This window comes from Uliginosibacterium sp. H1 (assembly GCF_036017065.1).
Taxonomy (GTDB): domain Bacteria; phylum Pseudomonadota; class Gammaproteobacteria; order Burkholderiales; family Rhodocyclaceae; genus Uliginosibacterium.
Genome location: NZ_JAYXHR010000001.1, coordinates 115,543 through 129,471 on the forward strand (window position 1 = coordinate 115,543; position 13,929 = coordinate 129,471).

The following is a 13,929-nucleotide window of genomic DNA, read 5'->3' on the forward strand; positions in this document are numbered from 1 at the left end:
CGGCGAGGGTCTGGTGCCGTCATCTCCGCGCCCCCGTTGCCGGCGGCGCGGAGATCAGGCTTCAGCCCGCGGCCGCCTTGCGGCGACGCGCCGCCGGCTTGCTGGTGCCGATGCGTGCAAGGTCGTCGGCCAGGGTGTCTTCCGGCGGCTCCTCACCTTCACGCATCAGCACGAAGTCGACCAGCTCCGCGGCGAGTACCTGGTCCTTCTCGCTGCTCAGCAGCAGCGGCAGGGTCTCGGCGGACTCGACCGGGAACAGGCTGATGATCTGCCGTTGCAGGTCGTAGGTCCCTTCCCAGTCCACCTTGGCATGGCCCGCGCTGATGCGGCCTTCGGCAATCCAGCGGTCCACCTGCTCGGACGCCAGCCGCGCCAGGCGCACGCTGCGTAGCGACAGTTCGCCCCGTTGCTGGATGGCCAGCCCCAGCATCCGGCACACGCCTTCCGGGAAGCCGCCCTTGTCGATGAGGGTTTGCAGGCGACCGCTGGCCGCGGCCAGGATGCGCTCGGCGCGGGTCCGCGCAGTGCTTTCCTCCGGCGCTTCCGGTGGCAGCCAGGCGCCCAGTCCCAGCGGTCCATAGACGGCATCCACCCAGTTGGCGACGAACTGGTCGCGGGCATCGCCGATGCTCTTCAGGTTCTTCTCGATGACGCTGGACATTTCATGTTCCAGCTTGCGGAAGCGGTTGGTGAGGGCGGCCGGCTTGCGCTGCTCGCGCACCTGGTCGGCGACCTGGCCGAGCGACTTCATGGCCGGGTTGACGTCGGAGGCCAGCACGCGCTCCATCGAGTGGCTGTTGAACGAACGCAGCGTGTCGGCGACCTGCCGGTTGATCAGCGGCTGGATGTAGGGCCGGGCGAAGTGGGTGTAGGCCTCGTGGTTGATCTCGGAGATCTTCGCGATGGTGCTGAAGATGGCCTCTTCGTCGCGACCATCCGGGTCCAGCGCGAGCAGGTCATCGAAGCTCCGCTGCACGAAACGGACGGTGTACTGGCCGCGCGTCAGCGACTCGTAGCGCACCGGGCCGGACTTGGTCTCGATGACCATCTGCCACAGGCCCGGGCCAAGCCCTTCGATTTCGTTCAGCGCGTTGATGAGCTGGTCGTGTTCCTTCTTCGCCACGGCGGTGCCGACGAAGATGCCGAGGTGGCCGACGCCTTCGTGCAGCAGGTAGACGATAGTGCGGCCGGCCTGGACCAGCGCCTTCTCGCTGCCCCATACGTCGATCACCCAGTTGAGCGCTTGGGCCGGCGGGGTGATGTCGTCACCCCAGGAGGCGAAGACGATCACCGGGCTGGTGATGTTGCGCAGGTCGATCACCTCGCCGCCGGACAGGCGGTTGCCGATGAAGAGGTTGCGTGTGATCGACTCGATCTCCTCGCCGGTCATGCGGAAGACGCCGCCCCACCAGCGTTCGAATTCCACGAAGCGGGGACCTTCGGTGTCGGCCTTGGCGAAGACGTTGTAGTACTTCGTCCAGTAGGTGTTGGCGAGGTTGAGGTTCTCGAAGTTGCTGATCAGGTAGCCACCGTCGAAGCGATCGCCGCCGAGGTCCGCCGCGAATGCCGACATCCACGAGCCGCCCAGCACGCCGGCTGAATAGCGCATCGGGTTCTGCTCGCGCGAGCCGGCCCAGTAGGACAGCGGTGCGCCATTGAGCATGATGGGCCCCATCAGGCCGGGCTTGGCGGCAGCCAGCGCCGCCACGGCCCAGCCGGCCTGGCAGTTGCCGATGACGGCGGCGGCCGGTGCGTCAGGGTGGCGCTGGGCGATCAACTCCAGGAAGTGGGCCTCCGCCGTGGCGACGTCGCGCAGGGTCTGCCCGTCTAGCGGTTCCGGGGCGAAGGTGACGAAGTAGGTGGGGTGGCCTTCGCGCAGGGCGATGCCGATCTGCGAGTCGGGCTTGAAGCCACCGATGCCGGGGCCGTGGCCGGCGCGCGGATCGATGACCACGATGGGCCGCATGTTCGGAATGGTGGCTGGATGCTCCGGGCCGGGCTTGATCTGCAGCAGCGAGTAATTGCAGGGCCGCGGGAGGGTGGCGCCGTCCGCGATCTTCTCGTGGCTGAACTTGAGCAGCGGCGGCTTGCCCTGGATCGAATGCTCGACGAAGGCGTTGCCACGCTGGCGCATGATGTCCCAGAACAGGATGCCGCGCTGGAACGCATCCACGCCGTATTCGACCGCTTCCTGCTGCAGCTTCACGGTGGCTGCGGCGAGATTGACCAGAGGAAACATTGCGCATCTCCCGATGTGGGTTGGAGGTGCGGGCCAGCAAGGCGGCAATGCCGATGTCAGTGGGGCAGCGTCGTCAGGCCCGGCGATGATTTGTGCGTTGCATCATCGTCATTCACTGTAGCACAGGGTCATGGCGCAATTGTTGCGACGCGTCAATGGCTTCCAAGCGCCTGTTCCACGCGCTCGAGCGCCGGTTTCCAGCCCGCCACAGGGTCGCGCCACAGCGGGCGCAGGCTGGGGTAGAGCGCGGCGGCGGTGTCTCCCTCGGTGCCCCAGCGCCAGTCCGCGCCGGGTGACAGCAGCACGAAGCCGGGTTTGCCCAGCGCACCTGCGACATGGGCCAGCGCGGTGTCCACCATGATCACGCAGTCCAGCTCCGCGACGATGGCCGCGGTGTCGCCGAAGTCATGGATGAGGTCGGCCAGCGGCACGATGCCGGCGGCGCACTGGCGGTCGATGTCGGCCAGTTCTCCCGCACCTTTCTGCAAGCTCAGCAGCATGACGCGGCCCCGCAGGCGCTCGGCGAGATCCAGCACGGCGTCGAGCGGCAGCGAGCGCATACGATCGATGGCGTTGCCCGGGCTGCCCGCCCAGGCGATGCCGACCCTGGGCAGGCCGGATGTGCCCGCCCATTGCGCGAACTGCTTGCGCCAGTCTGCCTGCCGGTCCGCCGGGGCCTGCAGGTAGGGCGCGCCCGGCCAGGCGCGACCGTCCTCCTGGCCGAGGCGCCAGGGCAGGGACAGCAAGGGTGTCCAGCAATCGAAGGCGGCGTTGGCGGGCGGCCGCGCATGCACGGCGGCCACCCCGGGCGTTGCGGTGAGCAGGGGCAGCAGCGGCGCAGCGCAGACTAGCTCGACGCTTGCGCCCAGCGCAGCCAGTTGCGGCAGGAAGCGGGCGAAGTGGATCTGGTCGCCCATGCCCTGTTCGCCCATCACCAGGATGCGTTTGCCGGCCAACGACTCGCCCTGCCATTGCGGCCACGGTGGCGGGTCGCCGTCGACTGCGAACGCCACCTTGTCGTGGGCCTGCAGATCGGCGGCGTAGCGTGCCTCGTACAACGGCCAGGCCTCGCCGAAGCGATCCTGGGCCAGCAGGGCCAGTGCGAGGTTGGCGCGGCCGCGGGAGTTGTCGTGGCATGCCAGGGCCTGGCGATAGCAGCGCTCGGCACCGGCCCGGTCGCGCTGGTACAGGCGCACGTTGCCCGCCAGCAGCCAGCACTCGGCTTCCCGTGGCAAAAGTTCGCAAGCTGCGTCGGCCAGTTCGCGTGCGGCCGCAAGGCGGCCATCGCCGTACAGCAACTGGATGTGTTCCGACTGCAGGTCGGTCGTAGCGGCCGCGCTGGCCTGGAGCTGGCGGTACAGGACGTCGGCCTCGTCCACTTCACCCAGACGGGCCAGGGTGCGGGCCAGGTTGATGCGTGCCGGCTGGAAATCCGGGCGTAGCGCCAAGGCTTCGCGCTGGAAGTTTGCCGCCTCGGCGAACTGTCCGACCCGGAAGGCCAGGGCGCCCAGGTTGAGCAGGGCGTCGACGCAGCCCGGGTCGGCAGCGAGGACTTCGGCATACAGGGCGACCGCCTCGTCGAGGTGGCCTGCTTCGTCGGCGGCGATGGCGGCGGCGAGGGTGTCTGGGATGGACCGGGGCATGGCGGCGGCAGAAGGAAAGTGTCGGACGAGGTGCCAGGTGAGGCGTCTAGCCAGGTGCCGGAATGACGGCGCAGGACGGCTGGTGGCGATTCTGGCGCGTTCCGGCAAGGCTAGCCAGACCGGGCGGCCGGCCTGCCTCCCGCGCCAGCTTCCTTGTCCGGACGCAAAGGGCGGACTGCCGTCCCGTTTTATGCTGCCTTGGCATGCCGGCATCCGGGCTAGCCCCGATTGTGCCTGGCGGCTTGATACTTGAGGCGGCTTGCAGGAAAATGCCCGCCTCGTCTGTACGGCGCGGCGGGCTTCCCGGCAGCGCAACCCTCATCTCAGGAGATTCCCGATGGCAGCTAAGGACCGCATGGCAGTCCTGTCCGCAATGATGGACCAGTCGATCATTCCGGTGTTCTACGATCCGGACGTCGAAGTTTGCAAGAACGTGATCCAGGCCTGCGCAAACGGCGGTGCCAAGTGCATCGAGTTCACCAACCGTGGCGACTTTGCTTCCCACGTGTTCTACGAAGTGACCCGTCACTTCGCCAAGGCTGACCCGTCCGTGATCATGGGCGTGGGCTCCATCTGCGAAGCCCCGACCGCCGGCATCTACATCGCCAACGGCGCCAAGTTCATCGTCGGCCCGCTGCTGAACGCCGAAGTCGCCAAGGTCTGCAACCGTCGCGGCATCCCCTACAGCCCCGGCTGCGGCTCCGCCACCGAGATCGGTGACGCACAGGAGCTGGGCTGCGAGATCGTCAAGGTCTTCCCGGGTTCGTCCGTGGGTGGTCCCGAGTTCGTCAAGGCCGTCATGGGCCCGATGCCCTGGACGCGCATCATGCCCACCGGCGGTGTCGAGCCGGACGAGGCTTCGCTGCGCAAGTGGTTCGGTGCCGGCATCGTCGCCTGCGGCGTCGGCAGCAACCTGATCACCAAGGAACTGCTGAAGGCCAAGGATTACGCCGGCATCGAGAAGCGCGTTGCCGAGACCATCGCCCTGGTCAAGAAGATCAAGGCCGAACTGGCCAAGTAAGAAATCAGTGCCTGAAACGGGCCGTCGCGGTGCCCACCGGACGGCCCGATTTTCAAGGCCCTCTCCACCCAAGCAAGGAATCAGAAAATGGCTGAATTGAAGATCAAGACCGCCGCCGAGACCAAGTGGGACTGCGTGTCCTTCGGCGAAGTGATGCTGCGTTTCGACCCGGGCTTCGGCCGCGTGCGCAACACCCGCACCTTCCAGGTGTGGGAAGGTGGTGGCGAGTACAACGTCGCCCGCGCCATGCGCAAGTGCTGGGGCAAGCGTGCCGCTGTCGTCACCGCGCTGCCGAAGAACGACCTGGGCTGGCTGGTTGAAGACTTCATCATGCAGGGCGGCGTGGACATGTCCCACGTCATCTGGCGCGATTTCGACGGTCTGGGCAAGAACACCCGCGTCGGCCTGAACTTTACGGAAAAGGGCTTCGGTCCGCGTCCGGCGCTGGGCTGCTCCGACCGTGGCCATTCGGCTGCCTCGCAGATCCGCCCGGGCGAAGTGAACTGGGAGAAGCTGTTCGGTGAAGAAGGCGTGCGCTGGTTCCAGACCGGTGGCATCTTCGCCGCCCTGGCCTCCAACACCGCCGAAGCCGTGCTGGAAGCCGTGGAAGTGGCACAGAAGTACGGCACCGTCGTGGCCTATGACCTGAACTACCGCGCTTCCCTGTGGAAGAGCCAGGGTGGTAAGGAAGGCGCGCAGAAGATCAACAAGGCGATCGCCAAGCATTGCGACGTGATGATCGGCAACGAAGAAGACTTCACCGCCTGCCTGGGCTTCGAAGTGGAAGGCGCCGACGAGCACCTGACCAACATCGAGACCGAAGGCTTCAAGAAGATGATCGAGACGGCCGTCAAGGCCTTCCCGAACTTCAAGGTGGCTGCCACGACCCTGCGCAACGCCAAGACCGCTTCGATCAACGACTGGTCCGCACTGGTCTGGTACGACGGCAAGATCTACGAGTCGATGAAGCGCGACAACCTGGAAATCTACGACCGCGTCGGCGGTGGTGACGGCTTCGCCTCCGGCCTGGCCTACGGCTTCCTGGAAGGCAAGGGCCCGCAACTGGCCGTCGAGTACGGCGCAGCCCACGGCGCGCTGGCCATGTCGACCCCGGGCGACACCTCGATGGTGCGCGTGGAAGAAGTCGAAGCAGCCATGAAGGGCAAGGGTGCTCGCGTCATCCGCTAAGCCGATTTACGCATAGGGCTACTGCGCGGGTGGATCTCGCGATTCCGGTGCTCAACGTACTTTTCGTACGTCTCCGCTCCTCGTCGCGACCTCCGCCCGCTCGCTACGCCCTCTGCGCAAATCTCGCGCTGATGTACAAAAGCCCGCAGGCGCTGCCTGCGGGCTTTTTGTTTGGGCTGGCGATTTCAGCTGTTGCTGCGTGCGGCGAACGAGAACATCCGCTGGAAAGACGCGACGGGCAACTGGCCGACGATGGGTTGGGCGGGGTTCAGGCCGCTTGCGGCGCTGCCAATGGGGAGCGGCGTGGAGGGGGTGGCAGCGGAGTCGGAAAAGCGGGTCGCACTGCCGGGAAAGGTGTTGTTCAAGCTCATGGGGCCATCTCCTCGGAACGGTCTGTGTTGAGCCCTGCAGGCGGATCCTGATCGAGGATGGGGCAGAGCGGCATGCGTACTTTCCCGGAAGCCTCCGTCAAGAGCCGTGAGTGTTTGTATCAAGATGCGACAGCGCACCGGCATGGGCCGCGGTCGCCATCGTGGTGCGTGGTCCGGTCTCGGGGCGTGCGGTCGCCCGGCCATGGCCGGTCATTGAAAACAAGGGTTTAAGCCAGAACTGCCAGCCCGGCTTCCGCTGGCATCCGTATTGCTTCGATTGAATCAGCGCAGGCTTCATGGCCTCTCCGGTTGGCGTGCCGAAATTCTTGGGTTTGAGACGAGAATTCGGCACTCAGGCTCGGAGCATCTGGCGGGGTCCTCCCGCAGCGCTGCCGACTCACCGGATTCCCGGATCGACCTTTCGATCATTGCGCCTCACGGCGCATACGAGGAATGAGGTGAAGATATGTGCGAACGTCATGGTCAGGCCTTCTCGGCCCTGCAATCCCGACTCGACCGTCGTGGTTTCCTGAAGTCGCTTTCCGTCGGCGGGGCGCTCGTCGCGATGCCGATGGGCATGGCGGCGATGCTGGGCAGCGGCGAGGCCGCTGCCGCCGGCGTCACGAAGGTGAAGGCCACCCACGGTGCCGGCCTGTGCAACCTCGGCATTTTCCTGGCCAAGCATCGCCAACTTGCCAAGGGCGACGGCGTGGAGCTGGAGTTCGTGGTCACGCCGACCAATACGGACATCGTCACCCTGTTCGGCGTGGGCGCTGTCGACATGTCGATGATCCCCTATTCGAACTTCCTGTCGCTGTACGACGCGGGCGCGCCGGTGCGCATCGTCGCGGGGGGCGGCGTCAATGGCTGCCTGGTCGTGGCGCGCGACGGCATCAAGAGTGCCGCCGACATGAAGGGCAAGACGCTGGGCACCTTCCAGGCCGACACGCTGGAGGTGCTGCCCTACGACTGGCTGAAGAAGGCCGGGCTGAGCTTCAAGGACGTCAAGATCCGCTACTTCAACACCTCGCCGGAAATGGCGCAGGCCTATATCGGCGGCGCGGTGGACGCGATCTGCGCGGTGGAGCCGTATGCGGCGCAGACGGTGGCGGCGCGCAAGGGCTCCAGCATCCTCACCGACGGCACCGACCTCTACGGCAAGCAGTACGCCGACTGCGTGCTGGCGGTGCGCGCGCCGATGCTGGAGAAGCAGCCGGAGGTGGTGCGTGCGGTCATCAAGGCGCTGATGACCGCGCAGCAACAGGCCGAGCAGAACCGCAGCGCGGCGCTGAAGGATACGGTCGGCACCTACTACAAGACGACGATGGAAGCGGCCAGCCTGGCGGCCGAGCGTCAGCCGGTGATGATCGACCAGCGCAACCAGACGCAGTTCATCCTGGCGCGTGCGCAGTCCATGAAGGAGATGGGTTACCTCAAGAAGGTGCCCGACGAAAAACTCTTCGACTGGGCGCCACTCAACGCGGTGATCGCCGGCAACAAGGCGCTGTACGACAGCCTCAGGCTGAAGTCGGCCGTGGCCTGATGGGGGATCGTCAATCATGTCCGTCATCGAAATCGGGACCACGGTCCGGCCATCGGCGCCCGCGCCGCTGCGACCGCCCGCGGCGCTGTCAGTGCTGATGCGCCGCTTCATGCAATGGGGCCAGCGGGTGCTGTGGGCGCTGGCGTCCATCGGCATCGTCATCGGCGTCTGGGAATATGCCGCCTGGGCAGGCTGGGCCGATCCGCTGCTGATGCCCGCGCCGCATGTCTTCCTCGGCAACTGGCACGAGCAGCTGCGCTTCTTCGACATGGCCAACACCATCGGCTCGGCCGGCGAGGGCGGCAGCTGGCTGGCGGTGCTGAGCGTGGTGGCATGGACGTCCATGCGGGTCTTCGTCGGCCTCGCGCTGGGCTTCGTGCTCAGTGTCGCGGTGGGGCTGCTGATCCGCTACAACACGCTGTTCGGCAAACTCACCCTGCCGGCGGTGACGATGTTCGCGCCGATCTCGCCGGTGGCCTGGCTGCCGGTGGCGGTGTTCCTCTTCGGCATCGGCGACAAGCCGGCGATCTTCATGGTGTTCATCGCGATCTTCTTCGTGATGGTGATCGCCACGCTGGCGCAGATCGACGAGGTGCCCAGGGCCTACATCCAGGTCGCGCGCATCATGGGGGCGAGCAAGCGGCAGGTCTTCCGCACGGTGATCCTCCCCGCCATCCTGCCCGGCCTGTTCGTCACGCTGCGCATCAACCTGTTCGCCGCCTGGATGGTGGTGCTGGTGGCCGAGGCGGCCGGCGTCGGCAGCGGGCTGGGGCAGATCGTGATGATGGCCCGCAACACCTTCAACGCGAGTCTCGTGTTCTTCACGATGACCCTCATCGGCCTCACCGGCTTCCTGTTCGACCAGGCCCTGCGCCTGGTACAGCAGCGCATGCTGTGGTGGGCCGACAACCACACGGCGGGGAGGGGCGCATGAGTATCGTCGGCAAGAAGATTGCGAACGAGGCTGCGAACGAGACTGCCAATGCCATCGAATGCCGCGGCGTCGGCAAGATCTGGAACGCGGACACCGCAAAGCCCTTCGTGGCCCTGCGTGACATCGACCTCGCCGTCGCCCCGGGCGAGTTCGTCGTGCTGCTGGGGCCCTCGGGTTGCGGCAAGAGCACGCTGCTCTACCTGCTGGCGGGGCTGGAGTCGCCCACCAGCGGTGAGCTGCTGAGCGAGGGCGTGCCGATCACCGGTACGAGCCCGCAGCGCGGCATGATCTTCCAGGAAGCCTCGTTGTTCCCCTGGCTGAACATTCGCGACAACGTGGCCTACGGCCTCGCGCTGCAGGGCATCGACAAGGCGAGGCGTGACGAGGCGGCGATGGCATTGCTGTCGCGCGTGGGCCTGCAGGACTTCTGGAGCAAGCGGCCATCGGAGCTTTCCGGCGGCATGCGACAGCGTGCGGCGATGGCGCGCGCGCTGGCCATGCAGCCCAAGGTGCTGATGATGGACGAGCCCTTCGCGGCGCTCGACATCCAGACCCGCGCCAAGATGCAGGACTACCTGCTCGACCTGTGGCGCGAGAGCGGCGCGTCGATGTTGCTGGTGACGCATTCCATCGAAGAGGCCATCGGCCTGGCCGACCGCATCGTGGTGTTCACCGCCAGGCCGGGACGGGTGAAGACGATCGTGCCGGTGGCGCTGCCGCGTCCGCGCAATCCACGCGACCCGGCATTCCATGCGCTGCAGGACCGGCTGGCGGAGTTGCTTGCCGACGAGGTCGACCGCGCCTTCGCCGAACAGGAGGCCGTGCGTTGAGCGACACGCGGCGCAAGGCTGCGCCGCGTGTCCGTTCCACAGGACAACACCCATGAAAGAAACCACACCGCTGCTCATCCGCAACGCCCGCGTGCTGAGCCTGGACGATGCCGGCCGCGAATGGCCGTGCGCCGACATCCTCGTTCGTAACGGTCGCATCGCGGCGATCGGCGAAGGGCTGGAAGTGCCGGCCGATGCGCAGGTCATCGAGGCCCGGGGCCAGCTCGCCATGCCAGGGCTGATCAACGCGCACTTCCATTCCCCGGGCAATTTCCTCAAGGGGCAGCTCGACGGCTATCCACTGGAAATCTTCATGCTCTACGAGGTGCCGCCGCTGGCCTCGCAGGGGGACGCCTCCCGCTTCGCCTACCTGCGCACGCTCATGGGCGCGCTGGAAATGCTGGAGCGCGGCATCACCACCGTGCACGACGATGCCTATCACGTGCCGGTGGCCAGCGAATCCGGCATCGACGCGGTGATGCAGGCCTATGCCGATGCCGGCATCCGCGCCACCGTGGCGATCGATCAGCCCAACATCGTGGAGTACGACAAGTATCCGTACCTGAAGGATCTCCTGCCCGCCGACATGCGTGACGAGATGGAGCGTGCGCCACGACAGGATGCACGTGAGCTCCTCGACCTCTATGGCTACCTGCTGCGCCGCTGGCATGGCGCGGAGCAGGGCCGGCTGGCGGCCGCGGTGTCCTGTTCGGCCCCCCAGCGCGTGAGCGACGACTACTTTCATGGCCTGTCCGCGCTGAGTCGCGAGCACGACCTGCCCTTCAACATCCATGTGCTGGAAACCAAGCTGCAGATGGCGACCGGCGAGGAGCGCTTCGGCAAGTCGCTGGTGCGTCATCTGCGCGACATGGGCATCCTCGACGCGCGCAACCAGATCATCCACGCCATCTGGATCGACGACGAAGACATCCGTCTGCTGGCCGAGGAGGACGCGGTGGTGGCGCACAACCCGGTGTGCAACCTGCGCCTGGGCAGCGGGGTGATGCCGTTCCGCGCGCTGCGCGACGCCGGCGTCACGGTGGCGATCGGCACCGACGAGCTGTGCACCGACGACACGGCCAACGTGTGGGCGGCGGGCAAGATGGCCGGGCTCATCCACAACCTGAGCACGCCGGACTACGAGCGCTGGCCACAAGCGAACGAGATTTTGCAGGCGATGACCCGGGGCGGCGCGCGGTCGGTGCAACGGCAGGGGGAACTGGGTGAACTGAAGGTCGGTGCGCTGGCCGACATCATCCTGATGGATCTCGACACCTGGGCCTTCACACCCTTCAATGACCTGCATCGCCAGCTCGTGTACAGCGAAGACGGCAGCTCGGTGCGCACCACCATCGTGAACGGTGAGGTGGTCACCGCGCAGGGCCGGCACCGGAGCCTGGACGTGTCGGCGATCCGCGCCGAGATACGCGAACTGTCGGTCGCCATCCAGGCGCAGCTTGCGGATTCGCACGCGGCGGCGCGGCGCCTGTTGCCTTACTACCGGACGATGTACGACCGCGCCCACGCCATCCAGCGCGGCTTGCCACGCCGCCTCGTGGCGGGCGACTGAGGAAAGGGCCGGCAGCACGCGAGCGTGACGGATTGCAGGGCAACTCGCTCAAAAGTCAGGCTGCTTCGCATTCTGTTCACGGATTTGCCGATATTCTTGGTGCCGTAAAACCAAGAAATGCCACACCAGTGGCAACAGACCTTCATGCCATTCCGCTTGCGTACGCTCACAGGTTCCGGCCCGGCCCGCTGGCTGGTCGCCGCAGGCATCCTCCTGCTGGTGACCGTGCTGGCATTTCCGGGGCTAGGTGAGCAGGTGCGGCGGCTGCGTCATGCCGAGCTGCGTGACGCGGTGGTGTCGGTCGCCACCCGGGCCGACCACGGCATGGCCCAGCACCGCAGCTACCCGGCGACGATCGCCGGCCCCGTGCTGTCGGATGTGACCTTCAGCTACACCACGGACACCGCGCGGCAGGACTACAGCGTCAACGCCTACAACACCAAGTGGCAGGTCTGGGCCGGCGCCAACGGCCGCAAGCTGCGTTGCACCTGCCGCGATTGCCCGGTTTCCAGCCTGGACGGCGCGGCGACGAGTTGCCCCGCCGGCACCCAGCCCTTCTGATTGCCGGCGGCGTCCGCGGCGCCACGCACCCGTTCGACCAGGCTTGCGGGAGTAGAATCCTGCACCCATGAAAGTGTTCGGATTCGCCGGCTGGTCCGGCTCGGGCAAGACCACGCTGATCGAGGGCGTCCTGCCGCTGCTGCTGCGCAGGGGCCTGCGCGTGTCCCTGATCAAACATACCCACCACGGTTTCGACATCGATCGCCCCGGCAAGGACTCGTTCCGCTTCCGTGAAGCGGGTGCTGGCGAGGTGATGCTGGCCGGCGCACAGCGCTGGGCGCTGATGCGCGAATTGCGTGACGAAGCCCAGCCCTCGCTGGCCGATCTGCTGGCGCGCATGAGTCCCTGCGACCTGGTGCTGGTGGAGGGCTTCAAGTCCGCCGAACTGCCGAAGATCGAAGTGCATCGGCCGGCACTGGGCAAACCCTTCCTGCACGGCGAATTCCCCAACGTGGTGGCGGTGGCAAGCGACGCGTCGCTGGATGTCGACCTGCCGCTGCTCGACCTCAATCACCACGACGACGTGGCCGCTTTCGTGCTGAACGAAACCGGTCTCGCCTGACAGGAATCCCGATGCAGAGTTACGAAGAAGCCCTGTCCCGCCTGCTGGCTGCTGCGCGCCCGCTGGCGGAGCAGGAAACCCTGGCCTTGTCCGATGCGCTGGGTCGCGTCCTGGCCGCACCGCTGGTGTCCCCGCTGAGGGTGCCGCCGCATGACAACTCGGCCATGGATGGTTACGCCGTCCGCGTGGCGGATTTGGCAGCGGTGGGCGTGCGCCTGCCGGTGAGCCAGCGGGTGCCGGCGGGCAGCCAGCCGACAGCACTCGAGGCCGGTACGGCGGCACGCATCTTCACCGGTGCGCCGATTCCGCCCGGCGCCGACGCGGTGGTCATGCAGGAGCGCTGCCGTGCTGAGGGCGACGCCGTGATCGTCGAGCACACGCCGAAGCCGGGCGAGAACATCCGCCGCGCCGGGGAGGACATCGCCGATGGCGCCGTCGTGCTGCCCGCGGGCAAGCGCCTCGTCGCGCAGGACCTGGGGCTGGCCGCCTCGATCGGTGTGCCGGCGTTGACGGTGTTCCGCCGCCTGCGGGTGGCGACCTTCTTCACCGGTGACGAACTGACTACGCCCGGCGAGCCGTTGCGCCCCGGTGCGATCTACAACTCCAACCGCTACGTCTTGCGCGGGCAGCTCGAGGCGCTGGGCTGCGAGGTGCGTGAGATCGGCATCGTGCGCGACGACCTGGCGGCCACCCGCGAGGCCCTCCGCCAGGCTGCCCGCGACGCCGACCTGGTGCTCACCTGCGGCGGCGTGTCGGTCGGCGAGGAGGACCACATGAAGGCCGCGGTCGAAGCGGAAGGCGCGCTGGAAGCCTGGAAGCTGGCCATCAAGCCGGGCAAGCCGCTGGCATGGGGCAGGGTCGGGGAGGCCGCTTTCATCGGCTTGCCGGGCAACCCGGTGTCCAGCTTCGTGACCTTCGTTGCGCTGGTGCAGCCCTATATCCGTGCCCGCCAGGGCGAGCCGGCAGCCGTGCCGCGCGCCCTGCCCATGCGCGCGGACTTCGCGTGGCCGCGTGCCGACCAGCGTCGCGAATTCCTGCGCGTGCGCCGTAACGAGCGTGGTGGCCTCGACCTGTATCCCCAGCAAGGCAGCGGCGTGCTGAGTTCCTGCAGCTGGGCCGATGGCCTGGTGTCCAATCCGCCGGGGCAGACGATCGCCGAGGGCGATGTCGTGCACTACCTGCCTTTCCAACCCTGAGCACTGCCATGAAGCTCACCGTTCTCTACTTTGCCCGCCTGCGGGAAGCGCTCGCCTGTGATGCCGAGACGCTTGTCCTGCCGGACGGGGTCGGCGACATCGCCGGCTTGCGTGCCCACCTCGTCGCACGCGGTGGCGCCTGGCAGGCCCTGGCCGCCAGCACCGTGCGCGCGGCGCTGAACCAGGACATGGCGACGCCGGACGCCGTGCTGCGCGACGGCGATGAAGTGGCCTTCTTTCCCCCGGTGACCGGAGGCTGAACATGGTGGCG

The 13,929-nt window shown here is 67.0% G+C and carries 14 protein-coding genes; 10 read left to right on the plus strand and 4 right to left on the minus strand.

Annotated features, from left to right (window positions below):
* Positions 1 to 61 precede the first annotated feature (61 nt).
* Positions 62 to 2,239 (minus strand): DUF3141 domain-containing protein, encoded by a 2,178-nt coding sequence (locus tag VVD47_RS00520; protein WP_327601443.1) that lies wholly within the window; start codon positions 2,237 to 2,239, stop codon positions 62 to 64.
* Between the two features lie 152 nt (positions 2,240 to 2,391).
* Positions 2,392 to 3,882, minus strand: coding sequence for a glycosyltransferase family 9 protein (locus VVD47_RS00525; protein ID WP_327601444.1), 1,491 nt, complete (start codon positions 3,880 to 3,882; stop codon positions 2,392 to 2,394).
* Between the two features lie 337 nt (positions 3,883 to 4,219).
* On the opposite strand from VVD47_RS00525, the gene VVD47_RS00530 reads away from it, so the two are divergent.
* Both VVD47_RS00530 and VVD47_RS00535 read left to right on the plus strand, forming a co-directional pair.
* Positions 4,220 to 4,903 (plus strand): bifunctional 4-hydroxy-2-oxoglutarate aldolase/2-dehydro-3-deoxy-phosphogluconate aldolase, encoded by a 684-nt coding sequence (locus tag VVD47_RS00530; RefSeq protein WP_327601445.1) that lies wholly within the window; start codon positions 4,220 to 4,222, stop codon positions 4,901 to 4,903.
* 87 nt (positions 4,904 to 4,990) lie between these two features.
* Positions 4,991 to 6,091 carry a sugar kinase gene (locus VVD47_RS00535; protein WP_327601446.1) on the plus strand — a complete coding sequence of 367 codons (1,101 nt, stop codon included), beginning with the start codon at positions 4,991 to 4,993 and terminating at the stop codon, positions 6,089 to 6,091.
* A gap of 185 nt (positions 6,092 to 6,276) precedes the next feature.
* Here the strand turns inward: VVD47_RS00535 and VVD47_RS00540 are convergent, their stop codons facing one another.
* Both VVD47_RS00540 and VVD47_RS00545 read right to left on the minus strand, forming a co-directional pair.
* A complete protein-coding gene (locus tag VVD47_RS00540) occupies positions 6,277 to 6,462 on the minus strand; it encodes a hypothetical protein (RefSeq protein ID WP_327601447.1) in 186 nt (61 codons plus the stop codon).
* Between the two features lie 97 nt (positions 6,463 to 6,559).
* Positions 6,560 to 6,760 carry a hypothetical protein gene (locus VVD47_RS00545; protein WP_327601448.1) on the minus strand — a complete coding sequence of 67 codons (201 nt, stop codon included), beginning with the start codon at positions 6,758 to 6,760 and terminating at the stop codon, positions 6,560 to 6,562.
* Positions 6,761 to 6,928: 168 nt separating this feature from the next.
* Between VVD47_RS00545 and VVD47_RS00550 the strand changes: the two genes are divergently transcribed.
* From VVD47_RS00550 to moaD, 8 genes are all read left to right on the plus strand, one after another.
* Positions 6,929 to 8,005: an ABC transporter substrate-binding protein gene (locus VVD47_RS00550; protein ID WP_327601449.1), complete on the plus strand. Its 1,077-nt coding sequence runs from the start codon at positions 6,929 to 6,931 to the stop codon at positions 8,003 to 8,005.
* A 16-nt stretch (positions 8,006 to 8,021) separates the two neighbouring features.
* Positions 8,022 to 8,939: an ABC transporter permease gene (locus VVD47_RS00555; protein WP_327601450.1), complete on the plus strand. Its 918-nt coding sequence runs from the start codon at positions 8,022 to 8,024 to the stop codon at positions 8,937 to 8,939.
* A complete protein-coding gene (locus VVD47_RS00560) occupies positions 8,936 to 9,769 on the plus strand; it encodes an ABC transporter ATP-binding protein (RefSeq protein ID WP_327601451.1) in 834 nt (277 codons plus the stop codon). Before VVD47_RS00555 ends, VVD47_RS00560 begins: the two co-directional genes overlap by 4 nt.
* Positions 9,770 to 9,821: 52 nt before the next feature.
* A complete protein-coding gene (locus VVD47_RS00565; protein WP_327601452.1) occupies positions 9,822 to 11,339 on the plus strand; it encodes an amidohydrolase family protein in 1,518 nt (505 codons plus the stop codon).
* Between the two features lie 156 nt (positions 11,340 to 11,495).
* On the plus strand, positions 11,496 to 11,900 hold the full coding sequence (locus tag VVD47_RS00570) for a hypothetical protein (RefSeq protein WP_327601453.1): 405 nt from the start codon (positions 11,496 to 11,498) through the stop codon (positions 11,898 to 11,900).
* A 67-nt stretch (positions 11,901 to 11,967) separates the two neighbouring features.
* Positions 11,968 to 12,462, plus strand: a complete 495-nt coding sequence (mobB, locus tag VVD47_RS00575; RefSeq protein ID WP_327601454.1) for a molybdopterin-guanine dinucleotide biosynthesis protein B — start codon at positions 11,968 to 11,970, stop codon at positions 12,460 to 12,462.
* Positions 12,463 to 12,473: 11 nt separating this feature from the next.
* A complete protein-coding gene (locus VVD47_RS00580; RefSeq protein WP_327601455.1) occupies positions 12,474 to 13,658 on the plus strand; it encodes a molybdopterin molybdotransferase MoeA in 1,185 nt (394 codons plus the stop codon).
* A gap of 8 nt (positions 13,659 to 13,666) precedes the next feature.
* Complete coding sequence (gene moaD / locus VVD47_RS00585; RefSeq protein WP_327601456.1) at positions 13,667 to 13,918, plus strand: molybdopterin converting factor subunit 1; 252 nt, start codon at positions 13,667 to 13,669, stop codon at positions 13,916 to 13,918.
* Positions 13,919 to 13,929 lie beyond the last annotated feature (11 nt).

Bases quoted from the DNA above. Each gene is read 5' to 3' on its own strand.
- VVD47_RS00520 (WP_327601443.1), bottom strand. From the start codon at position 2,239: ATGTTTCCTCTGGTCAATCTCGCCGCAGCCACCGTGAAGCTGCAGCAG.
- VVD47_RS00525 (WP_327601444.1), bottom strand. From the start codon at position 3,882: ATGCCCCGGTCCATCCCAGACACCCTCGCCGCCGCCATCGCCGCCGAC.
- VVD47_RS00530 (WP_327601445.1), top strand. From the start codon at position 4,220: ATGGCAGCTAAGGACCGCATGGCAGTCCTGTCCGCAATGATGGACCAG.
- VVD47_RS00535 (WP_327601446.1), top strand. From the start codon at position 4,991: ATGGCTGAATTGAAGATCAAGACCGCCGCCGAGACCAAGTGGGACTGC.
- VVD47_RS00540 (WP_327601447.1), bottom strand. From the start codon at position 6,462: ATGAGCTTGAACAACACCTTTCCCGGCAGTGCGACCCGCTTTTCCGAC.
- VVD47_RS00545 (WP_327601448.1), bottom strand. From the start codon at position 6,760: ATGAAGCCTGCGCTGATTCAATCGAAGCAATACGGATGCCAGCGGAAG.
- VVD47_RS00550 (WP_327601449.1), top strand. From the start codon at position 6,929: ATGTGCGAACGTCATGGTCAGGCCTTCTCGGCCCTGCAATCCCGACTC.
- VVD47_RS00555 (WP_327601450.1), top strand. From the start codon at position 8,022: ATGTCCGTCATCGAAATCGGGACCACGGTCCGGCCATCGGCGCCCGCG.
- VVD47_RS00560 (WP_327601451.1), top strand. From the start codon at position 8,936: ATGAGTATCGTCGGCAAGAAGATTGCGAACGAGGCTGCGAACGAGACT.
- VVD47_RS00565 (WP_327601452.1), top strand. From the start codon at position 9,822: ATGAAAGAAACCACACCGCTGCTCATCCGCAACGCCCGCGTGCTGAGC.
- mobB (WP_327601454.1), top strand. From the start codon at position 11,968: ATGAAAGTGTTCGGATTCGCCGGCTGGTCCGGCTCGGGCAAGACCACG.
- VVD47_RS00580 (WP_327601455.1), top strand. From the start codon at position 12,474: ATGCAGAGTTACGAAGAAGCCCTGTCCCGCCTGCTGGCTGCTGCGCGC.
- moaD (WP_327601456.1), top strand. From the start codon at position 13,667: ATGAAGCTCACCGTTCTCTACTTTGCCCGCCTGCGGGAAGCGCTCGCC.